20 protein-coding genes, 1 tRNA gene and 1 pseudogene are annotated in these 22,297 nt (G+C 41.6%); 5 read left to right on the forward strand and 17 right to left on the reverse strand.

What is annotated here, in order from left to right; genetic code table 11:
- Positions 1 to 4: 4 nt before the first annotated feature.
- Positions 5 to 574 (reverse strand): short chain dehydrogenase, encoded by a 570-nt coding sequence (locus CLV59_RS21660; protein ID WP_111594165.1) that lies wholly within the window; start codon positions 572 to 574, stop codon positions 5 to 7.
- Between the two features lie 87 nt (positions 575 to 661).
- Here CLV59_RS21660 and CLV59_RS21665 point away from each other — a divergent pair, with 87 nt between their 5' ends.
- Positions 662 to 1,507 carry an AraC family transcriptional regulator gene (locus tag CLV59_RS21665; RefSeq protein WP_111594166.1) on the forward strand — a complete coding sequence of 282 codons (846 nt, stop codon included), beginning with the start codon at positions 662 to 664 and terminating at the stop codon, positions 1,505 to 1,507.
- A gap of 122 nt (positions 1,508 to 1,629) precedes the next feature.
- On the opposite strand, the gene CLV59_RS21670 is transcribed toward CLV59_RS21665, so the two are convergent.
- The 3 genes from CLV59_RS21670 to CLV59_RS21680 all read right to left on the reverse strand — a co-directional run bounded on the left by CLV59_RS21670 (position 1,630) and on the right by CLV59_RS21680 (position 3,455).
- Positions 1,630 to 2,397: a M57 family metalloprotease gene (locus tag CLV59_RS21670; RefSeq protein WP_111594167.1), complete on the reverse strand. Its 768-nt coding sequence runs from the start codon at positions 2,395 to 2,397 to the stop codon at positions 1,630 to 1,632.
- Positions 2,398 to 2,784: 387 nt separating this feature from the next.
- On the reverse strand, positions 2,785 to 3,108 hold the full coding sequence (locus CLV59_RS21675) for a hypothetical protein (RefSeq protein ID WP_111594168.1): 324 nt from the start codon (positions 3,106 to 3,108) through the stop codon (positions 2,785 to 2,787).
- Entirely contained in the window at positions 3,090 to 3,455 is a 366-nt protein-coding gene (locus CLV59_RS21680) for a hypothetical protein (RefSeq protein WP_111594169.1), read from the reverse strand. Before CLV59_RS21680 ends, CLV59_RS21675 begins: the two co-directional genes overlap by 19 nt.
- A gap of 503 nt (positions 3,456 to 3,958) precedes the next feature.
- Between CLV59_RS21680 and CLV59_RS21685 the strand changes: the two genes are divergently transcribed.
- Both CLV59_RS21685 and CLV59_RS21690 read left to right on the forward strand, forming a co-directional pair.
- The gene (locus CLV59_RS21685; RefSeq protein ID WP_111594170.1) at positions 3,959 to 4,885 is read left to right on the forward strand and encodes an oxidoreductase; all 927 of its coding nucleotides are present in this window, start codon (positions 3,959 to 3,961) and stop codon (positions 4,883 to 4,885) included.
- A gap of 49 nt (positions 4,886 to 4,934) precedes the next feature.
- Positions 4,935 to 5,810: a helix-turn-helix domain-containing protein gene (locus CLV59_RS21690; RefSeq protein WP_245950919.1), complete on the forward strand. Its 876-nt coding sequence runs from the start codon at positions 4,935 to 4,937 to the stop codon at positions 5,808 to 5,810.
- A 262-nt stretch (positions 5,811 to 6,072) separates the two neighbouring features.
- On the opposite strand, the gene CLV59_RS29495 is transcribed toward CLV59_RS21690, so the two are convergent.
- Complete coding sequence (locus CLV59_RS29495) at positions 6,073 to 6,171, reverse strand: winged helix-turn-helix transcriptional regulator (protein ID WP_211324000.1); 99 nt, start codon at positions 6,169 to 6,171, stop codon at positions 6,073 to 6,075.
- A gap of 175 nt (positions 6,172 to 6,346) precedes the next feature.
- Between CLV59_RS29495 and CLV59_RS21700 the strand changes: the two genes are divergently transcribed.
- A complete protein-coding gene (locus tag CLV59_RS21700; protein WP_111594172.1) occupies positions 6,347 to 7,201 on the forward strand; it encodes a CPBP family intramembrane glutamic endopeptidase in 855 nt (284 codons plus the stop codon).
- Between the two features lie 615 nt (positions 7,202 to 7,816).
- On the opposite strand, the gene CLV59_RS21705 is transcribed toward CLV59_RS21700, so the two are convergent.
- From CLV59_RS21705 to CLV59_RS21730, 6 genes and pseudogenes are all read right to left on the reverse strand, one after another.
- Positions 7,817 to 8,563, reverse strand: coding sequence for a hypothetical protein (locus tag CLV59_RS21705; protein ID WP_111594173.1), 747 nt, complete (start codon positions 8,561 to 8,563; stop codon positions 7,817 to 7,819).
- A gap of 5 nt (positions 8,564 to 8,568) precedes the next feature.
- Positions 8,569 to 11,235, reverse strand: coding sequence for a hypothetical protein (locus tag CLV59_RS21710; protein ID WP_111594174.1), 2,667 nt, complete (start codon positions 11,233 to 11,235; stop codon positions 8,569 to 8,571).
- Between the two features lie 24 nt (positions 11,236 to 11,259).
- Positions 11,260 to 13,068, reverse strand: a complete 1,809-nt coding sequence (locus tag CLV59_RS21715) for a cell envelope integrity protein TolA (RefSeq protein ID WP_111594175.1) — start codon at positions 13,066 to 13,068, stop codon at positions 11,260 to 11,262.
- A gap of 458 nt (positions 13,069 to 13,526) precedes the next feature.
- Positions 13,527 to 13,736 (reverse strand): annotated as a pseudogene (locus CLV59_RS29500) (phage integrase SAM-like domain-containing protein); the annotation flags it as partial.
- Positions 13,737 to 14,395: 659 nt separating this feature from the next.
- Positions 14,396 to 14,468, reverse strand: a tRNA-Lys gene (locus tag CLV59_RS21725).
- Between the two features lie 89 nt (positions 14,469 to 14,557).
- Positions 14,558 to 15,334, reverse strand: coding sequence for an MBL fold metallo-hydrolase (locus CLV59_RS21730; RefSeq protein WP_111594177.1), 777 nt, complete (start codon positions 15,332 to 15,334; stop codon positions 14,558 to 14,560).
- Between the two features lie 162 nt (positions 15,335 to 15,496).
- Between CLV59_RS21730 and CLV59_RS21735 the strand changes: the two genes are divergently transcribed.
- Complete coding sequence (locus CLV59_RS21735; RefSeq protein ID WP_111594220.1) at positions 15,497 to 17,776, forward strand: family 20 glycosylhydrolase; 2,280 nt, start codon at positions 15,497 to 15,499, stop codon at positions 17,774 to 17,776.
- A gap of 38 nt (positions 17,777 to 17,814) precedes the next feature.
- Here CLV59_RS21735 and CLV59_RS21740 read toward each other — a convergent pair whose 3' ends face one another.
- The 6 genes from CLV59_RS21740 to CLV59_RS21760 form a co-directional block, all read right to left on the reverse strand.
- On the reverse strand, positions 17,815 to 18,351 hold the full coding sequence (locus tag CLV59_RS21740; RefSeq protein WP_111594178.1) for a c-type cytochrome: 537 nt from the start codon (positions 18,349 to 18,351) through the stop codon (positions 17,815 to 17,817).
- Positions 18,341 to 18,991, reverse strand: coding sequence for an SCO family protein (locus CLV59_RS21745; RefSeq protein WP_170137862.1), 651 nt, complete (start codon positions 18,989 to 18,991; stop codon positions 18,341 to 18,343). The genes CLV59_RS21740 and CLV59_RS21745 overlap by 11 nt, the downstream gene beginning before the upstream one ends.
- An 11-nt stretch (positions 18,992 to 19,002) precedes the next feature.
- Positions 19,003 to 20,679 carry a cbb3-type cytochrome c oxidase subunit I gene (locus CLV59_RS21750; RefSeq protein ID WP_111594180.1) on the reverse strand — a complete coding sequence of 559 codons (1,677 nt, stop codon included), beginning with the start codon at positions 20,677 to 20,679 and terminating at the stop codon, positions 19,003 to 19,005.
- Between the two features lie 6 nt (positions 20,680 to 20,685).
- Positions 20,686 to 21,138 (reverse strand): cupredoxin domain-containing protein, encoded by a 453-nt coding sequence (locus tag CLV59_RS21755; protein ID WP_111594181.1) that lies wholly within the window; start codon positions 21,136 to 21,138, stop codon positions 20,686 to 20,688.
- A gap of 9 nt (positions 21,139 to 21,147) precedes the next feature.
- The gene (locus tag CLV59_RS29355) at positions 21,148 to 21,273 is read right to left on the reverse strand and encodes a hypothetical protein (protein WP_262511909.1); all 126 of its coding nucleotides are present in this window, start codon (positions 21,271 to 21,273) and stop codon (positions 21,148 to 21,150) included.
- A 214-nt stretch (positions 21,274 to 21,487) separates the two neighbouring features.
- The gene (locus tag CLV59_RS21760) at positions 21,488 to 22,012 is read right to left on the reverse strand and encodes a hypothetical protein (protein ID WP_111594182.1); all 525 of its coding nucleotides are present in this window, start codon (positions 22,010 to 22,012) and stop codon (positions 21,488 to 21,490) included.
- Positions 22,013 to 22,297: the final 285 nt, after the last annotated feature.

The raw sequence follows: 22,297 nt of genomic DNA on the forward strand, positions 1-22,297 counted from the left end.
TGAATTAGCGTTTATTGTTATAACCTATTCTTATAATTTTCCCATTTATCGCTGTTTCAAGACATCTTACATACGCCTCCGTTAATTCATCTCCACCAATATCCGAAACTTTAGAAGGGCTGATTACATTTAGTCTTATTCCTCTGGGCATTTCCTGTGCAGCAGCCATTACAAAGCTATTGATGGCTCCATTGACAAATGCTTTTCCCGACGACCCTTTAACTGGAAGCTCACCCATTTTTCCGGATATAAGTGTAAACGAACCATTATCATTCAGATACTGCATACCGGCAAGTACCAGGTTTATCTGTGGCCATAGCTTCTGCTGAATACCAACCATGAATTGCGCTTTATTCATGGCCGACAGGTTATCTGTAGCACTATCGCCTGCAGTACAAATAACTGCATCAATATTTGATACTTGTTTAAATAGATTTTCCACGGCAGTTTCTGAAGAGATATCTGCCATAATAGTCCCGGTGTTTCTTCCCACCGTGATGACTTCATGCTCTTTTAATGCTGCTGTAACTATCTTGCCTATAGCGCCACCTGCGCCAACTATTAAGATTTTCATTTTTGTTATAATTTGTATTAGCAAAAATATACAAGGCGATGGTTGTTTCAGTTGTACATTGTTACGCTAATTTTGTATTTTTATAACATGGGGCGAGATACTTTACATCAGCAATATGAAATCGAATGGAAGGAGTTACAGCGTTTTGAAAAACCTTTGAAACGCAATAATTTCTTTGAGCTTATCTATGTGATGGAAGGAACTGGCGTACAGGTTGTCAATAACCACCAGTTTAATTATCGGAAGGGAAATTTATTTCTATTAACTCCCAAGGACATTTACTCTTTTGATATTGACCAAAAGACCAGTTTCTTTTTTTTAAGATTTAATGAATCCTATATTAGAGAAAAATCGGGGAAGGATCAGGATACGGTGACGCATGTGGCCTACATTTTACAAAATGCCAGCCACAGGCCGGGGTGTATCTTAAAGAATAAAACGGATAAACCTTTAATATTTTCACTGGTGAATGCTATCCTTGATGAACAGACCAGGCAACAGATCTATCATACTCGCATTTCAGAACAGATTATTAGTACCATCATTACAGTTGTGGCAAGAAATATTGCGTTAAAATTGCCCAAGAATATAAAGGAGAACACCGGTGAGCCTATTTTGGAAATATTGAATTATATACAACTTAATATTTTTGAACCCAGGAAACTTAAAACAGAGAATTTAAGCCGTCATTTTAATATTTCAACAAATTATTTGGGCAGATATTTTAAGAAGCAAACCGGAGAAACCCTTCAGAGCTATATTACTCATTACAAAATCAGATTGGTGGAAACCAGACTACTGCACAGTGATATGCGCATGAGTGAAATTGCCTATGAACTTAGCTTTACGGACGAAAGTCATCTAAACCGTACTTTTAAAAGGTATCATGGAATAAGTCCAACAGCGTTTAAAAAAACGGGAAAGAAGGTATAACAGGAGAGAAGCTGAACAACTAGTATAAAGGGTAATGCATTTAATATCGATACGGGGAGTGGTTGGCCGCTCCCCGTACTATTAGGATAAGTTGTTCGCTCCAAATCTCCCTATACTACTACTTATTGCGGATATAATATCTGTGTAGCAAGGATATCCCATGTTGTAAATCCATTCCATGGCAGCACGGTTGAATTCATCACGGAGTTAGGGTCTGAATTCGGCGTTCCTGGTATTAATGTACCGTTGGTCTGGTTGGTATGATGGAAGCCTATTGTATGACCAAATTCATGGGTGATGGCAAACAGCTGCTGAGTAGCAGAAAGAGTATTATACTTGGAATTAATTTCAACAGTTACCCCTGGTTTGGTATCTGATGCTGGGAGGTAGGCTCTCGCGATCCAGTTGGCATCTTCATAACCCATGAAAACCCGGGTGTTGGCGCTTGTAGCCGAGGATACAATAGACATTCCCAATCGGGTGCCATTCACGGCGTTCCAGTTGCTTACCGCACCTTCGATGGCTGTTCTCCAAACAGGAGGGATGGTGGGCTCAAGGTAAAACTTGATGTTGGTGTTGTAGGCATTACCTACAATGTAAGGGCCGCGTCGTTGTTCTGTTTTAGGCCCTGTTTTCGAGTCCGCAACACGCAGTTTAAGGTCGGAAATGGTGATGATAATGTCATCTTCAATAATAACACGATCTTTTTCGAAGACAATATGCTGTCGGTCAAATCCCTGATTGGCCAGGTAGGTCGTCATTTCTTCTACTGTAGGAGCTGGTGATGGGTCGTTCAATGCCGTGTCTTTCTTGGAGCAGGAGGAGAAGAAGAGGGTTAAAGAGGCAATACAGACGATTGCACTAATGTAAAATCCATTAGAGTGTTTCATGCTAGACAGATTATTAGGTTAAGTAATAAAGTTTGAATAACTAACTAAAACTAATGCCTGTGACCAGTAATCTAATGGCAGTTAGATTATAGATCTAACAATTCATTTTTTCAAATACACTTAAAGTAGAACTGTTTTGTGTATCCTTTTAGATTCGTTTTGTATGATTTACCTTTTAATGGCAAAAATGGAAAAGCCGCTTAAATCATTGGATTTAAGCGGCTTTGATTTCTTTTACAGTGATCCCGGTCGGACAATTCCCGAACTTATTTCCCAAACATTTAAAGTTCCTGTATGAACTTAAAAATGTGATATTCAACTAGGTGCTTTAATTCCCGCTGATCATCTTCCGGAAAATATATATTTCTTCTTTTCTTACAATTTCACTTACTCCAGGTCCTCAATAATACTATCATCTATGACGATATCCTCCTCCATTATCATTAATTTAGCGCCAACATAATTGGCAAGATGTAATAATTCCCTCAAATGTTCTATAGTAGTAGGTTTTTGAATTTCGATACTGATATCCCCGGCATCCTCATGATAGAAGATCATCAATTCATGATACCCTTCCTCAAAGTTATAATCCACCAATGCCTGTTTCTTATTCAGCTTATCTATTATATTCTGTCTGTGCGATTCTGGAAATTTATCAATATTCTGTAATGTTGCAATCCCACCTTGTGTTTCTAATCGGCCAGCTTCCATAACTTCAGCAGATGCCTCAAAACGGCAGGCCTTTGTCTTTCCATTTCCACAGCTATCTGACTTCTGTCATTACAATAGCGGATACTCATTTCATATTCGCCTGTTTCACCCTCCATAAATGCATATGCCTTTTTCTTTTGATGGTCATCTAATATCTGCGCTCTGATGGCCGCTGAAAACTCATCAATTTGCTGTAATATTTCTCTGCCTTTTTCGGTATCTTCTGCCCACCTGCATTCGTCCGAATTGGCGATAAATGCTGCGAATTTTGAGTAGTCAATTTTATTTTCTCCGTCTTCTAAAAAGAATTTTCTTTCTTTAGAAATTACCAGGTTATTTATATACATAGGTGTCAATTGAATTCAACTAAAAAACATTTATGTTCAAATGCTTTGAACAAACGGAAGATTATCACTGGTGAAGTAATATATCGCGGGCTTTCAGACATTTTATCTCCAATAGTCATCAAATAAGCTCTACATAATTGGCTAACTTAAGTATTTCGCGTAAATGCTCTATAGTAGTAGGCGTTTGCAGTTGTACCCCTATCTGACTTCAGTCACTACGATAAAGGACCATCATTTCATAATAATCTTCCTCACGTTTTCCTCCCATGTACCTGTTGGGATTGGCGGGTTTTCTTCACAAAATACTCTATGATACCGCAGGAAGAACGGAATTACTTGTGGGAAAAGCTGACACAGCAGCCTTGCGCCTTGGATACATAATAAACTGTTAAAAGATTGCATACTTGGTGAAATCCGTGATTAGGATACATCAATCTGAGATTTGGATATCATAAAGATACAGGATTGATTGACCTTTGTATCGTTATTAAAAGCAATTAAGAATGTCATCACAAAACTGGAATGCAGATAATATTCCTTCACAAACAGGAAAAACTATTTTAATCACGGGAGCAAACAGCGGGCTTGGTCTGGAAGCTGCTAAAGTATTGAGTGGAAAAGGCGCTCACGTAATCATGACCGCCCGTAATATGGCAAGCGGCAAAGAAGCTGTTTCCAAAATCAAAAAAGAAAATCCTAATGCCAGGTTAGATCTTATGCGACTGGATCTATCCGACTTTGCTTCGATACATCAATTTTCGGAAGAGTTTCATAAGAAATATTCAAAATTAGATATCTATATACAAAACGCAGGTGTAATGACACCGGTAAACCACGAACTGACAAGGGAGGGGTTTGAACTTCAGTTCGGTACAAACCACTTAGGTCATTTTTTGTTGACAGGTTTGCTGCTCGATATTGTAAAAAACACACCGAATGCCCGTATTGCAATTCAGTCCAGTCTTATACACAAGCTTAAAACGGGAAAACCGGATATCCATTTCGATGACCTGAATTTCGACAAGGGTTACAATAAACAAATTGCCTACGCACAGAGCAAGCTGGCAAACCTGTTATTTGCTTATGAACTGGATAGAAAGCTGAAAGCTCATAACATCAATGCAACGGTGGCAGCAGCCCATCCTGGTTATACAAAGACCAATCTGGCAAGACACACCGGCTTTTTTATCCAGGTAATTTTCGCTAATATATTGGCACAAAAAGTTGAGATTGGTACCTTGCCGATATTAAGGGCAGCAGCAGACTCAAACGTAAAAGGTGGTGAATATTTTGGACCTACAAAAATGCGTGAAATGCGTGGATATCCGGAATTGGTAAGATCGAGCGACAAATCCTATGACAGGGATCTGGCAAGGAGATTGTGGGAAGTTTCAGAGGAACTGACCGGGGTAACTTATAATTTCAGCTAAAATGAGCAGTAAAGATAATAAATTCCTGATCATCAATTCAGTTTCAGAATTGCATAAAATTATGGGGATGCCAAAACCAAAGCATCCCCTGGTTAGCCTGATCAATTGTGCTGATATCAATCCTTCAGTGAAGAAGGAGGCCACCAACATCGTTGCGAATTTTTATACAGTTTCCATGAAGCGGTGTATTGACTGTAAATTCAGGTATGGACAGAACTATTATGATTTTAATGAGGGGGTTCTGGTATTTATGGAACCAGGACAGATTGTATCATCCTCCACTCCAATCGGAAATGCAATGCCAGACGGCTGGCTGCTTGTCTTCCATCCCGACCTCATCAGGAATTATACGGTAGGGAAAAACATAAAAAAATACACCTTCTTCTCATACGCAGTAAATGAGGCACTGCATCTTTCCGATGAAGAGGAAAAGATGCTCATTGAAATTTTTAAGAATATCGAGCGGGAATATAACCATTCCATCGATCAGTTCAGTCAGGATGTAATGGTTTCACAGATCGAGCTTTTGCTCAATTATTCCAACCGTTACTACAATCGGCAGTTCCTTACACGCAAAACGGCCAGCAGTGATGTGCTTACCAAAATGCAAGCCTTGCTTGATGAATATTTTTCAGGCAATAAAATACAGGAATTGGGAATGCCGACAGTTCAGTATTTTGCCGATCAACTGAACGTATCATCGAACTATTTAAGCGATATGTTGCGGACGATAACCGGCCAGAGTACGCAACAACATATCCATAACAAATTGATAGAAGTGGCCAAAAATATTCTGGCAACGACCAATCTTTCTGTCAGTGAAATTGCGTACCGTCTAGGCTTTGAATATCCCCAGTCATTCAATAAATTATTTAAGACAAAAACGAATGTTTCACCGCTTGAATACCGGGCATCTTTTAGTTAGATATCCATGAAAAATATCAAAAAAATCCCGACGTTGTACCAGTTTCCTTTTCAGTAATACATTCAATACTTTTCAGTATGAGTAGGCTGATCAGCCCATATCCTATAATGCCAAGTATCGATATTTGACACACGTTAAATCATTACGCCTTTACCTCATTGGCATCATTTTTAATTTTTTCACGATGGTTGTATATCCCATTTCGATAATGAGGCAACACCCATTAAAGCGTTTCACGATCTGATTCTAATTCTTTTAATGTTTAGGTTAGCATTTTTGGAGTTATCCCAACCATCGCTCTGTTAAACTCTCCATACCTGAGACACCCTTCTCTAAGTACCCATAAAATTCGACCTTCCACCTATTCGCTGAAAAGCATAATCGACGGCACTATATGCCTTTTTAATATTTTTTCATTTTTTAAAAATTTAAAGCATTGATAATCAACTTTGCTATGTTTTTAGTATGTAGCCTACTTTATTTTATGTACTTACTCTAAAGTTATTATATACTTTTATTTGTAAAAACTTTAAATAATGAATGTAACTATCAAAAGAGTGCTGCATTTTCCAATAACAAAAATTATCATTGGAATTGTCGTCTGTTTTTCTCTATTTGTATTAATTCAAAACTTTGTATTAAAGCTATTTTTTCATAGTATTATTCACGATAAAAGTATTGCCGACCCAATTATTCACTGTGTTTCTTTTATAGTTTTATTAGCCACTTATTACTATTTATTCCGTTTGTATGATAAAAGAAAAATAACAGAACTATCCATAAAATATTTACCCAAAGAAATGTTTGGAGGGTTTTTCTTTGGTTTTTTTACAATTTCATTATCTATTTTCATTTTATACTTATTAGGGTACTATCAGGCTATTAGTATTACAACAACTCACTACTCCATAAAGCTTTTTACGGTATTAATGCTTGCGGCCTTAGTCGAAGACTTATTTCATAGAGGATTAATAATAAGGGTCTGTGAAAATTGGTTAGGGACTAATCCAGCCCTTGTTATTGGAATGTTAGTAGAGCTTCAGCATATTTTTAATTCTAATTCCAACTTATTTAGCCTTTTTTTTGATTTAATTTGGGGGTTTACTATGGCGATGATGTTTATTTATACTAAAAGAATATGGTTGCCTTTTTTCTTCCATTTAGGTTGGAATTTTTCTCAGCCTTTTTATGGCTCGAATCTTACAGGGTTAAATGATATGGGCAGTATCATTCAATCAAAATTTAATGGTCCGGAATTATTAACAGGTGGTGCAGTTGGAATTGAGGGGTCAATTTTTACAGCATCTTTTTTATTGCTTATTGGAATAGCACTTTATTATCGTGCAAAAAAAGAAGGCAAAATCGTAAAAAGCAAGCTGTTTAAAAGATGAATTTATACGATGCCTTTTTAGGTCTTGACAACTATTTTTCACCGAGGATTATTGGTGAAGTAAATGACCAATATATTTGCCGGGTCAACTTTATAGCCCGGTAAAAAAACATCTCTGGAAAAACCCGTAACAGTAATACGGACACAGATAGTAGCCTTTCCGTTGGAATTATTGTTATCGTACCGGAGATGAAAGAGGATTGATAAATCTCGACTTACTTTCATAGTCAAATAAGTTTTGGGCTACCGATTTGGGTTTTGTTTGTTTCGGTTTTCAAGTCCTAAAACCCTTTGCCGATAAGTATCTACCAGAAAAAGGATACACTAACTTAGATTTTTTTTGTGTATCCTTTTATGTATCCTTTCAGATTCGTTTTGTATGATTTACCTTTTAATGGTAAAAACAAAAAAGCCGCTTAAATCGGGTGATTTAAGCGGCTTTAATAACCGTTCAACTTCAGCAGCAGAAACCGCACATTTAAATTTTACCTCAACATCCCTTGTATGTTGGAAAATAAAAATGATGGTATCAGCGACAACGTCACAATAGAATTGATTTCTATAATCAGTATTTATGAAATAAGAACGGTTTTACACACGATCATCTTTTTAAAGATCAATCGGCTATGGCCAATCCTACTACTTCGCCTGTTTTGATTACGGTACGTGCGCTATATACCACTATGTAACCCGCTCCGGCCGCTATACCTAAGTCGGCAGAATAAAGCACAACATCTACCCCCGAGATTTCTACCACGGAGGTGATATTGTTGGTGATATTACAGCCCATAAATACTTTTTTATTTTTAAATATCTCTGGATTTTTAATCCAAAAAATCAATTGGCCGATACCGTAAAAGCATTGGCCCAGGTTGGTAATTACGCTAATTTGTTTTTCCCATCGTTTAGCGGCATCCGATGCAGCACCATGCAGTTTGAAATAATACAATAAGCCCATCGGTATGCCCACACATGCGATTACGATATACATAACTGTTCTTCTCCAAACCTTCGTCAATGGTATCCCCAGAAAAACTACTTCTTTTTTTGTGGAATCCATGTAGTCGAATATGGCATCGAAAAAGGTCATGGCCATAATGCCGTAGGATATCGCTTTTATTATTTTCGCCGGGATCGCTATTTCTTCTTTAAATCTTTCAACCGGGCCACCTGCATTCAGCGCCGCATCCACGCCGCTGAGGTCGGCGGGTATATCGCCGTACCGTATGCCGCGTTCAACCGCGTAAACAATTAGCGAAAGGCTGCCTACCGCTACTTTTGCGGATTGCAATACAGCCTTGTATTTTTCGTCGCCGGTTTTTGTTGCTACAAGTGTATCGCTTAAGTTTATTGATGTCTCCATATTTTTTATGCTAATGATGCTACAATGTTGTTTGAAAATTGCTCGGCAGTAATGTCCTTAAACGGTGCCGAGTTGTTTGCCAGCTTGTAACCTATCGTCATCGGGATAGCGATGAGCAGCGAGATAAAATCGAGGATGCTGAGTGGAGAACCGCTTATCTTTTTATAAATATCGGATAACAGCGGTACGTTAATTTCAGCTTTCAGGGCATTTACAATAAAATCTACCGAATCGATGATCAGCTCAAACAGTTCTTTTACTATTGCTTCGATAGCCTTGAAAGTGAGGTCGATGATCACTTTGGCCATTTTTTTAATAAACTCGCCCAGCGATAGCTTTCCCTTAAACAGGTCGATGATCAGGTCTAATACTGTCTTCAGATCAGGGTCGTGGCTGGTATTTTTAACGTTGCTTAGCTTGTTCACATCCACACCGTCAGACTGTACACCCGTGTGGCCAAAAACAACCTCTTTTTTACTGTCCAGCCAATTCGTGCGTGAGTCTAATTGTTTACCCTCATAAGGCGCGGGCGAGTTGGCCATCTCGCTAAATTTTTTATTCAGGCTCGGGTCGTCAAAGCTAAGCACTTGCTCCAAGTTCTTTTTAAACCCGTGTATTTTATCAAGTGCCATAGCTTCAAGTTCTTTCAGGCCCGGGCTTATCGATTTCAGGCCTTTGGTAATGGTCATTTTCAGCGCTTCTTTAGTCTCTTTAATATCATTCCAATCAAACAGGAAGGCCATAAACTCTACCAGGTCCTTGAAAAACACGTTCACTTTTTCCCATATCTTTTCTAAAAAACTGATGGCGTCTTTTGCCGCGTTTGCTATCCATCTGATCACCTTGTCACCCACTTTAATGATAAACTGCACGCCCTGCTCCACTTTTTCTATTATAAAATAGGTGATTTCCATAAATCCCTTTTTTATACTATTGAAAAAATCGCCGATGGTATTGCCGATATCCGTCAAAAAATTTGCACTTGCCGGTATCGTGCCGCCAAAGGAGACTTGCGTAATGGCGTTCTGGGGATTTTCTTTTCCCTGGCCAGACAATGTTATCGCAGTACCGGCAATGTTTTTGATAGCCGATGCCACGCTGTCAAGCGTTTCTGGATTAAAGTTGCCTTTTAGCAACGATTCGCCGTTTTGCTTTTTTGCGCTGCGAAGTTCGGCGCCCGATTTTATTTTTTTCGTCAGCTTCTCCGCTATTCCTTTGGCCGGTTCGATGTGTAGGGGCTCATCCAGGAACGGCGCGCTGATGGTAATGGCCGGTGCCGCCAGGGAATCGACAGGGCAAATGATATTGATGCGGTTGATATAATCGAGCTCGATGTGTTTGCCTATGGTTAGGAAATGTTTTTTGTTATTGATATACAAAATGGTGTTTTCCTTACTCGATATGCTGATTTTACCATTTGCCTGGGCCGACGGTACCTCTTTAGAGAAATTCACCTCTGTAGTGTAAGTGTTCAGTTCGACAGATTTGTTGAGGTTTGCCACGCCTACCGCCATTTCCTGCCAGTTTTTACTCACCGCGTCCTGCCAGAAATGTACCAAACCGGGTGCACCGTTATTTACGCTGTCGCTGAAAAGAAACAGTTGATTGACATAATCTTTACCCCTTATTGCCGAAAACTCTGTGATGTTTTGATACATCGGTAGCGGATTTGTCCAGTTACTCTCTGTAAGCTGCTGGTTACCCGATGTGCCTATCTGGTAATAATTATTGGTAAGGTAGTAAAGACATGCCTCGCCGGTACCCTTACCGATGGCCCACACGGTAATCTCGCCGTTGTTTTTTGACACATCAAGCCGGGTATAGTTAATATTTACATCGGCGATCTTTTCTTTTTCTGCTCTGGCGTCTTTAAACCGGTAGATGCCGTCACCGGCAGTATACAAGATGCTGTTGCCCTCTTCGTCGGCCACCAGGTCGAAGCAATTGATGGTTTTACCTTTATCGGTTTCAAATCGGTGCTCGTATATTTCTTTGCGTTTGGGCACCGGAAATTCCTGAAACAGCATGGTGCGTCCCTTTTCCGGCATATCATACAATAAAAATACACCGGCTTTGCCGTACATGCTGCCTATGGTCAACTGCCGAATCGTTTTTGTATTTTCAGGAAGGGTATAAGCCTGCGGCTCATCTTTATATTCAAAGTGATAATATAACGCATCGGTCGATTTTGAAACCGTACTGAACAGCACGCCTTTGGAATGGATGGTAATGTGGTTGATCGTACTTTCAGGGGAAGCCAGCTTTTTCGACCGGTAGGTTAAGCTGCCTTTAAATTTCTTTAGCTGATCTTCTCCGAGCGATATTTCATCCGAAACCCAAAGTGTTGTTTGGCCGTCCTTTGTTTCGGCAAAGCACAGAATGAATTTACCGGTCTTTTCATCGTGATAAATATCAAAAGCAGTAGCTGTAAAACCTTCTGTAGAGAGTGTAACAGCATCCCAACCCGAATCGCTTCCGCTTGCAGCTATCAGGGCCGTAAGTACGCCGTTTTTGCCAATAAAGAAAATAACAGCTCCATCGTCGCCGATCTTTATCGATTCGATACCTTTGCCAGAATCGATGGTACTTTCGGCGACATAATTTTGCATGAACTCGCACTGGTAATCAGCCCTTATCCCGCTTTTATTCTGTTTATTTTGGTTGTCTTTCATGTTGTCAATTTGTTTAGGTGTTCATTAGTTTGAAGCAACCGCATAAGCAATATCAAACAGCACAGCATCGTTGCTATTCAGATCCCCGTTTAACAGGCGCACATTTTTAAAGGTATATACGTTCGATCCGGGCAGTACTACTTTATTGGAGAAGTCTTTAAGTGCATCAAAATCAAATGGTTTAAAAACATCACCATCAAACTTCACGATGTTTTTATGCGGATCATCCGTAACAAATATGGATACCAGCCCACCTACCAGGCCGAACGGATTTATGAACCGCGCTACTTTTAGCCAGACCGCTTCGAAGATACTTTTACAATCCGGCTTTTCGGTATCGCGGCCAATGCTCGGTGGCTGATAGTTGGGAACTACTTCAAGCTTTCCCTGTTTGGAGGCTCCGAGTTTGATGGACAGTGAGCCGGCCGCGCCTTTTTTTCCTTCTAACTCATATTTGCCTTCAGTAGAAAATTTTTGGTCTACGCCTACCGTACCGGTATTAATTTTGTCAAAAATTATTTTAGTAGGCACTTCCTTATGCACATTGCCGCTTACAGTGATTTGGTATGACAGGTGTATATAATTGTCACTTTCGTCTTTTAAAAGACCTCGCTCCAGGTTGAAGTTCATTCTTAAGCCGGGCTTTGAGAACGAGAACACTTCATCGTCACCCTCGGCCTTGTGGCTGCCATAAAAATCGGGAAACGATTTTTTGAATGCTTTATCAAAGTTATCTATAACGCTTGCGTGAAGCTGGTTAAGGTATACATCGATAAAGGTGCCGTAGTTAATGCCGATAACGCCGTTAGTGGTGACCGTCTTGTCTTTTACATTCTCTATCAAACTCTTGTCTATACGCCCGGCAGTAGGGCCTGAAGGAAACTGATGATTTTCGGTAAGCAGCAAGAAGTTAAAACCAGTTGCTCTTTCTACCTGGCTGGCTGATGTAGAATACGAAGCCCCGGTTGGATACAGCATTGCCTTATCGCGCTCTGCCAGTTTATTTTTTTGTATGGCGTATCCCAGCACATAGGGATTAGTGTTGTTTGCAATGTTTTTAAAATAATTGGTAACGGAAACTTGCAGGTTGGTTAGCTGGGTGGCATCTTCCGGTAATTTGCTTTTCTCCTTGTCGTATTGCGAAACGTTCGTATTCTGAAAATTAAGTAGAATTGATTCTATGGTAAAATCGTCGTTCGTTAGCCCTCCTTTCCGCAGCTCAGTTTTTTTGGCATCATTTATCACATACATGCCGTCAATATCATCTATTTTTATTTTACCTATCGACACTTTAAAAGCGTAGCACATGCCGGCTAAATCTACATTTGCTATTTTCTGGCTTTTCAAGTAACCCAAATTTCCGGATTTTATGGGTAAATAGAACATTAGTTCGGTGTGCGAACCATTTATTAGTTCTATTCTTGGTATGTCGATCGTGGCATCCATCAGCACCTCGTATTTGGCAGTGGATTTCTCCTGATCGTCCACCGCCTTTATTTCAGCTTTTTTTTGATCTTTTTGGCGTCTCAGTTCGGGTTTTTCTTCTTTAGGTGTATCATCATCTTCCAGCTTAGTTCGTATGCGTTCTAATTCGGCCTCAAGCTGTTGTTTTTTTTTCTCATACTCATTCTTGTCCAGCCAGCCTTTTTTTACTGCGACAAACGAGTTGTCTGAACTGTTTATATGCGTTTCACCGTCCAGGCTGGTGAGAAATTGCCAGTTTCGGTTAATGACGTGTTGGTCATACAGCATCTCGATCTCGAAATTAATTTTGCTTTGTGATAAAGCCAGGACCATATCATACTGGCCCAGATTGACATTTGTACTACTCATTTGATAAGTTTAAAGGTATATTGTATTTGTTTTAGTTCAGGTGAAACTAATAGTGGAAAATGGGATTAAATGTCCATTTGAAGTCGGAGCAATATGTATAGTCTCTGCATTTTTATAGTCAAATGCATTTAAAGTAAAATATTACATTTCAAATTGGATCGATCAATACGTTAACTAGATTTTGTTTTATCGGCTAGTTCAATTGGGGTTCTTCATAATTGCAATTCATTAATACTTTTTAAAAGTATGGACTGAGCTTATGAAAAAAAATACTTCATTACAAAAACTAGATGTAGGTTCAGCATTATAACAATATCATTTTAAAATAGTTCGGTTGTTTTTAAAAATATTGCTGATTGGCTGGATGTGGATAAAAAATATATTGACTGGAGTAGAAAGAGAAGAAAAAATGCAGTATGGTTTGTTGTGAAGCAAAAAAAATCTGCCTTTCATAATTCTCAATAGGATTTGCGTACAGCAATTTTAGATTGGACTACTAACTTTAAAATATGCTTAGTGTTATTAGTATACTTCATTGCGCTGTTATCCTGAAGCCCTTCCGTTAAAGTAAGGTAGTCGAAGAAATCTTCTGCAAAAGCATATTCGATGCGGCCCAGTGATATATCCTTCCTTTTGAAAACGCAGGTAAGGAAAGCGGAGATTTCATTTTTGGTGGAATCCCCATTTTTTCAAAGTACTACCTTTGCGCTTATCCTTGTCAACCTCCTGGAACTTCTCATTATGGAAATCTACTACTTCCAAAAGTGTAGGCTTTTCCCTGTTGATACCGTTATAGGAATTTTTTATTATCTGGGAGTTACGGTAGGGGCAATCGCTTTTAAGAGGTTGTAATGCCGGATAAGTTCACTTTTTACATGCTGTATATGGTTATTGATTTCTACAGCTTCAGCAGATTTTCCGATAATAGTGCCAGTGTCTTTATTGAATTTTTGGGGATCAACGTTGTAACCCAGTGAAAACGGGTAACGGTGATTCGAACACAAATTGTTGCCTTTCCTTCAGGATTTAAATTGTCGTAGCGGAGATGAAAAGAATTGATAAATCTTGACTTGCTTTCATAGTCCAGAAAGTTTGAGTACCGATGTTTAGGTTTCGTTTGGTCTGATTTATATCGGTTTGTAAGTCCTAAAACCCTTTACTGATAAGTATTTCAAAAAAAGGATACACTAACCTAGATTTTTTTGTGTATCCTTTTATGTATCCTTTCAGATTCGTTTTGTATGATTTGCCTTTTATTGATAAAAACAAGAAAGCCGCTTAAATCGGATGATTTAAGCGGCTTTAATAACCTTTGATTTCTCTGTTGTGATCCCGCTGGGACTCGAACCCAGGGCCCATACATTAAAAGTGTATTGCTCTACCAACTGAGCTACGGAATCATTCCCTGTGTTGGGAGCGCAAAAGTAGGAAATAATTTATATCTCCCAAATTTATTTTTAATTTTTTTCTTAGAGTATAACGGAAACGACTACACGTTTTTGGCGGAAACCCTGAATACGCTTGTTTCCTGGTCTCTAGATGCCACCACAATTTCTGTGTCGGTGCCTTCTTGTGCGAACAGTTGATGTACCAGTTCCGGGTTATTATTATCCCTGGAAAGATGGGAGAGGAGCAGGTGAGTCATGTACTCCGGACGATGTTGACGGAATAATTCCAGGGCTTGTGTATTGGAGAGATGGCCATGCCCTCCACGAATCCTGTTCTTCAGGAAATAAGGGTAGCGGCCTGTTTCCAGCATGGTCTCATCATAATTAGCTTCCAGGAAAGCAGCATGACATTGCTTGAAATGATGAATCAATTGCTCACAAGGCGCGCCTATATCCGTGAAAATACCAATATTCACTTCCGCTGAACTTACCATAAAACTATGTGGCTCCACGGCGTCATGCAGCTTGGGAAAGGCCGTTACCCGCAATCCGCCTATCGTCACCGGCTCATAGGAAATGAAACGACGGATCAATGATTCCTGGATATCCAGGCGTCCGGAGGTCATCGTGTCTGGCGTTATATAAACTGGTAACTGATGTTTACGGATAATAACAGGAATTCCTTTAATATGATCGGTGTGTTCATGGGAAACAAATATCGCTTTCACGCGACTCATACTCAAGCCCAGCCGAGTCATACGCTTCTCCGTTTCACGACAGGATATACCCGCATCGATGAGAATAGCTTCCGTTTCGTTGCCTATATAATAACAATTGCCGTTGCTGCCGGAATTCAGAGAAGTAATATAAAGTGACATGATCTGCAAATAAACCTGATTTTTTACAAATCCTGAAATATATTCGTAAAGTCAAGATAGAAGCAGGATTTACTAATATCGCACCAGTTTGCTAAATCCTTTTACCTTAATTTTCCGGTTTGGAAACTAGCTTAACGATTGAATATGTTGAAACCACTGAAGATGACTGTACTTGCCGCAATCCTGTACAGCTCCACACTGGCCGCCCAGGACGCTGATCCGGGACGGTATCCGCTGATCCCTTACCCGCAGGAAATAACCACCGCGAAAGGAGAATTTATTATCGGCAGACAAACAAATATCGTTGCTCCCAAAGTATTTGCCAATGAGCTTAAACAGCTCCAGCTACTGATGACCACCTATCTCGGCGGTCCTTTACCTGTAGCGGCAAAACCTGGAGCAAGCAGCATCGTACTGGTGCAAGACAACACCATCACTGGAGAAGAGGAATATCACCTCCAGATCACGCCGGAAAGAGTAACCCTCTCCGCCCGCACTGGTACCGGTATTTTCAGAGGTATTGAATCCATGCACCAGTTGTTCCCGGTAAACAGAACGCCGGTAGCTGACCGACTGAAATCTTTCTACCTGCCAGCGGCAGATATCAAAGACCATCCTACCTGGGAATGGCGCGGTATGCACCTGGATGTAGCCCGGCACTTCTTCTCCATCGAATACGTGAAGAAGTATATCGACATGCTGGCCCTCTATAAAATGAATAAACTGCATCTGCATCTCTCAGATGACCAGGGCTGGAGAATTGAAATCAAAAAGTATCCGTTGCTGACTTCCCAGGGCGCCTGGAGAACGTTCAACAACCAGGATTCTGTTTGCATGAGTAAAGCGAAAGAGAATCCGGATATGGCCATCGATACGCAACATATTGTTGTGCGTAACGGTAAAACCATGTATGGTGGCTTCTATACGCAAAAGCAGATGAAAGATATCATCGCTTATGCTGCGGCGCGTCATATAGAAATTATTCCTGAAATTGATATGCCAGGTCATATGATGGCGGCCATCAAAGCCTATCCATTCCTGGCCTGCAGCCAGGAAAACGGCTGGGGAGTAACTTTCAGTACGCCTATATGTCCATGTAAAGAGGAAACATTCAAATTTGCAGAAGACGTATTTAGCGAGATAGCTGCCCTCTTTCCTTCCCAATACATTCACTTGGGCGCCGATGAAGTGGAGAAAACCAGTTGGGCAAATTCCCCTCTCTGCGCGGATGTGATGAAGGCTAATAACCTGAAATCAGTGGAAGAGCTGCAAAGCTATTTCGTAAAACGTATGGAGAAATTTTTTAACTCCAAAGGCAAAAAACTGATTGGCTGGGATGAAATCCTGGAAGGTGGTATCAGTCCAACCGCTGTGCTGATGTACTGGCGTTCCTGGGTGCCTAAAGCCCCGATTGAAGCGGCCAAACATGGCAATAAAGTGATCATGACCCCAGGTAATCCACTGTACTTCGACGCGGTGCCTGACAGAAATTCCATTTCTAATGTCTATCATTTTGAACCTATCCCTAAACAGCTGAACGCAGAAGAAGCGAAATATATCATGGGCGCTCAGGCCAATCTCTGGACCGAATGGATCGCTTCTGAGAAAAGAGCGGATTACATGATCATGCCACGTATGACAGCGCTGGCAGAGGTACTCTGGACGCACCATCAACGGTATGAAAATTATCTGGAGAGACTCGCGTCTCACTATACATTACTGGATGATATGGGCGTTCATTATCGTCTTCCAGATCTGGAAGGCTTCACAGAGGATAATGTATTCATTGATAAAGGCGAGCTTGCCGTGAAAAAACCACTGAAAGACCTCACCATTCACTATACTACAGACGGTAGTATTCCGACAGCAGCATCTCCGGAATTGCCACAGCCAATGGCGATTACAAAAACCGAATCCATTAAGCTGGCTGCATTCTCCCGTTTCGGTAACCGCGGAGATATCTACAATCTGCGTTTCCGTCAGGTAAATTACCTGGCGCCGGTAACTGAAAAAGCCGGACAAACTGGTCTGAACCTGGATTTCTACAAAGGAGCTTTCAAAAGCGTGACTAAAATCAAAGCAGATGCAGATAGCGCTATGACGGTTAGTAATGTAGTGATTCCTGCAGGACTAGGTAAGGAAGGAAAACCTTTCGGCGCTAAACTCCACGGTTACATTGATGTACCGGAAACGGGAATCTACAGCTTCTACTTAACCTGCGATGATGGCGGTATCCTCTATATCGGTGGCGAAGAAGTTGTAAATAATGACGGCTGGCATGCGCCTGTGCAGAAAAGCGGTCAGATTGCTTTACAGAAAGGGGTACACCCTCTGCTGGTTTCCTTCGTGGAAGGCGGTGGCGGTTATACGCTCAAACTGGAATATAGCCTGAATGGCAGCAAATTGATGCCGGTGCCCGACAACTGGCTGAAAAGAAAATAATAACAGCAAGGCCCGGCAAATTTGCCGGGCCTTGTGCTTTAATCTTCTTTATGGATATGCCTTTCATAGCTTTTGATATTGACGAGAAAGACTAGTAAAAGAATCATGATGATGATCAGCATGACATATGCGATCATAAACGGAAAGTTATAAATCGTCATCGGCATGAGATTGGGCTGCTTTTCTCCCGGCCTGGAAAAGGGTGCATTATCTTCTTTTGGCGCATTGGCAGCTTCCTCTTTCACAAAGGCCAGAATGTCCCTTATCTGGTCATCGTTCAGATCGGGATGGTCTGGCATGACTACCTGATTATTCTGATTAAAGACTTCCAGCGCTGCCTTATCACCCGCTTTGACCATTGCCTGCGACCCCTTCACGAAGCTGATAATCCAGGCTTCTGAATGTCGGTCTTCCACTCCCATCAGGGCCGGACCCGTTATTTTCTTTGTAACGCTATGACAGGAAGCGCAACGCCCCTGGAACAGCATTTTACCATCTTTGGGATCTGCTGCAAAGAGCGCGCCTGCATGTAAGAGGATCAGACTAACAGTAATGAATAAACGATTATAATTCATTTTGCAGTTTTTTTATATCATTCAGCAGTTCATCCACTTCTTCCGGGGAAGTACCATCATAGTAGCCGCGGATGCGCTGATGCGTATCCAGCAAGACCAGCCGGTCGCTATGAATAAAGTCTGTCTCCCCACCATCGCCTTCTGTTGCGGTAATGAATAATCCCTTTCTCGCGAAAAAATACAATGACTTTTTATCGCCCGTCAATAATCTCCATGTATTGGGATGAACATCGTATCTGGTACCGTAGTTCATCAATGTAGTGGGGGAATCCCTTGTAGGGTCCACTGTGAAAGAGAGTATCAGTACGCCTTCATTGGCGCCTTGTACGCGCTCCAGCTGCGACATCATTTTCGGACATATCAGTGGGCAGGAAGTGAAGAAGTAATTGGCTACCACAATACGATTATTCATGACTGAATTGGTCACAGTGCGTCCCAGTTGATCTGTAAACACAAATGAGGGAAGCTGACCATTGGTATTATGATCCTTACCTAGCGTAGTGGTGCTGGCATAGACAGGCAGTTTCCCAAACTTGTTTTCCAGTAAACGCACGATAGTGAAAGCGATCAGCGGAAGGCCGATCAGCAATGCCAGGAAGAGTTTCCAGGAATGCAGGAGGTATGACCGTTCTATTTTCATGGTCGCCATCATTATTTTGTTGTTACAGGTGTAGGATCAGTAGGTAAATAGGGTGGCGCTTTTTTACCGGTGTTGTTCAGTGCATCCGAAATAGCCGGCAGGTAGGATAGGAAGATGATAATGCCCATCATGGCCAGCCAGGGCTTGAATGTATCAAATATCGGAATGCGTTTTTCTTCATGCAGCGTTTCACTGACCGGAAAATCGATGACTGGTGCAGCGGTACGTTTGCTAAAGAAGGTGCCGAAAAAGACAATGAAGTACAGCAGACCAGCCACAAACATGATGCCGCCACCTGCGAGTCCAAGCATACTGGATATTACCCAATAGGGGTGGAACTGTTCACTGGCGGGGTTCAGGTAAGTCAGGCCCATATTGGTTCTTCTGGGTTCGCCCATCAGTCCGCCCCACATGAGTCCGACAGAAAATATCAATACGCCTACTGTCCAGAGGTATGGCACGATGGTATTGATAGCGGGTAAGAAGATTTTTTTGCCTGTTAGTTGAGATACCATGAAAATGGACATGCCGAGAATGGCCAGGAATACGGGTCCGGCTACGGTCAGATGGAAATGGCCGGGAATAAATGAAGTATTGTGCACTACATTATTCAGGGAATAGGAGGCATTGATGAGGCCTGTGAGTCCGCCGAAAATAAATAAGATCAAACCATTGATCAGATAACCGAAAAGGAAAACATCTTTCCGGAAGAAAGGTAGTTTCCAGATCCAGCTGTATAGGCCTTTTGCGCCTCTGAGTCGGGCGGCATATTCCAGTGATGCCGCGATGGTAAAGGCGGTGATAAAGCTCGGTAATGCTACGCCAAAGGTGAGGATGGACTGTGTTAGTTTGATGCCTCTGCCGATGGAGGGATCGCCGAACTGGTGATGTACGCCGATAGGAATAGAGAGTAGCAGGAAGATGAAAAAGGCTACTCTGCCTGCATTAGCGGAGTAGAGTTTGCCACCGGCGAGTTTGGGCAGCATGGTATAAAACATGATATAGGAGGGGAGTAGCCAGAAATATACGAGTGCATGTCCGAAGAACCAGAAGAGCGTCCGGGCGAGGGGGACATTCACGCCGGCAGTCCAGCCCATGCTCCAGGGAACCAGTAAAATCAGCACTTCATAGGCTACCGCCAACGTGCATACGAACCAGATGGTAAAATTGACCAGTGTGCCGATGATAGCCAGTGGTGTGTTGGTGGTTTTATTTTCTTTTTTCCATTGGATATAGATGGCTACCCAGTCGAAGAAGGCCACCCAGGAGCCTACCAGCAGGAGGGCAGTGCCGAGATAGAAGGCGGGGTGTGCTTTCAGAGGAGGGTAGAAGGTATAGAGTACAGATGCTTTACCGGAGAGCATGGCTGCGGCGGCCATCACTGTGCCGATGAGCATAAGCCACATGGAAAGGGCAGTAGCTTTGCGATTAGGCTCTTTTTTGAGGCAGAAAGCCACGGTTGCGTGTCCGAAGGCCACTGCGAAGAAGGTAGTCAGTACGATGGCATTGATTACGCCATGCAGGGTGAGGCCCTGATAGTAGTCGAGTTTAGCCACGGCGGCTCTGTGTATAACGCCGGAGCGATAAACGACCTGCATCAGTCCATGGTAAATACCAATGGTGAGCAGTAATATCGGGACGAACAGTTCGATGAGGATTGTATTACGTAGAAATCTGCTAACCTGCATAGTGCATTATTTTTTCGGGTAGTTTACGATGATTTCAGCTTGCATATTCTGGTGGCCGGTGCCACAGAATTCATGGCATACAATTTTATAGACGCCGGGGTGGTCGAAGTGGACCGTAGTTTTGGAAACGCCGCCAGGAACGGCCATCATGTTTACATTTTTATCGTACACATTGAAGCCATGAACGACATCATGGGAGGTGACGAAGAGGTCTACTTCGCTGCCTACTGGAATATAGGCTACAGATGGTTCGAAGCTCCACATTCTGGCCACATAGAATATCTGGTAGGTGGTTTTATCCAGTTGTTCCACTCTTGCGGTCTCGTAGGTTTTATTATAGGGCAGACATTCAGTTACATCTGCTTTTCGTGCGCCGAGTGCATAGAAGAGGGCAAATACGAACAGGCCCATCACCAGTATGGCCGTAATGATGACTTTTCTTTCAAAAGTATCTAGCATAAGCGATGATTATATCCTGGAGAGCATGATGAAATAGGTACTGAACCATAGTATGATGCCCAGTACGATTAAGAATATAAAGAAGGCGACAGCTCCTTTCGGAACGAATTTTTCGGAGTTTTCAGGGGATTGCATAATCCGGGATTTTGGTGTACAAATCGGTTACCGGTTATTTACAATCTCAGCCTGCGAATTGTTTGGAAATAATTGTGAGAATTTGGGGTAAATGCGTATTTTTGCGCTCCCTTCGTATTCGAATTATTTAAGATATTGAAGATACGCGCAGATCCATTTTCGTACTGACAAGGCTTCTCAGGGCCTCCAAGGCGATTACCGGGTCTGCGTTTTTTTAGTACTTCTTCAGGGTGGGGAAGCTGTCGAGTGGCAGATTATTGCCATAATCCATTTCTGCAGGCGTTTCCATTGGCTTTTTCCAGGATTTCCAGCTGCCGATTGATTGGTCTTTATATTTCACGCCCTGGTTAATGGGGTTTCCTTTGCAATCATACCAGGTACTGAGGCCGTATGCTTCGTTTTTATAGAAAATGCCTTCAAAAGCAAGTTTTCCGTTCTCACACATTTCCCGCCGTAGTTCAAAAAGTCCGTCTTTACTGTAGTTGATTTCAAATCTGAAAATAGATTGCTGGAATCCTTTTTTGGTCATCAGATGTTTATCATGATATTGCCAGGCGGTCTTGAGGGTACTGTCTTGGTTGAAGGTATAGCGTACGCTATCAGGTTCCTGGGAGGATTGTTGAAGTATTCTTTCTTTGGTGTTTTTATACCAGAGCTCATGTGCAACTCTTGTCTGTGGCTGTCCGCAGGAGCTAAGTATAAGAGATGCCAGTATCCAGCCAGGGAGTAATTTTTTCATAACCGAGTGAATCGTGTCTCTAAATATATTCTTTTAACCACATTTGTTATAATGATTTTCCGGGAGATGACATTCGCTTAGAATGCGGTGGCCTATTGGATTTCGGGATTTGGAAAGATTTTTTCCTTGCTGAAAGTGGCCGTGGTGGCTGATTTGAATTATATGAGTATATTCTTTTCGAGATAAAGAGTTAAAAATGAATGAAATAAATTTGCTTGGAATGGATTTTTTTCTATCTTTGCACTCCCGTTACAAACAAGGGTATCACGGTGAAAGCAGTGATAT

It is taken from the genome of Chitinophaga dinghuensis, from assembly GCF_003259435.1.
GTDB classification, from domain to species: Bacteria; Bacteroidota; Bacteroidia; order Chitinophagales; family Chitinophagaceae; genus Chitinophaga; species Chitinophaga dinghuensis.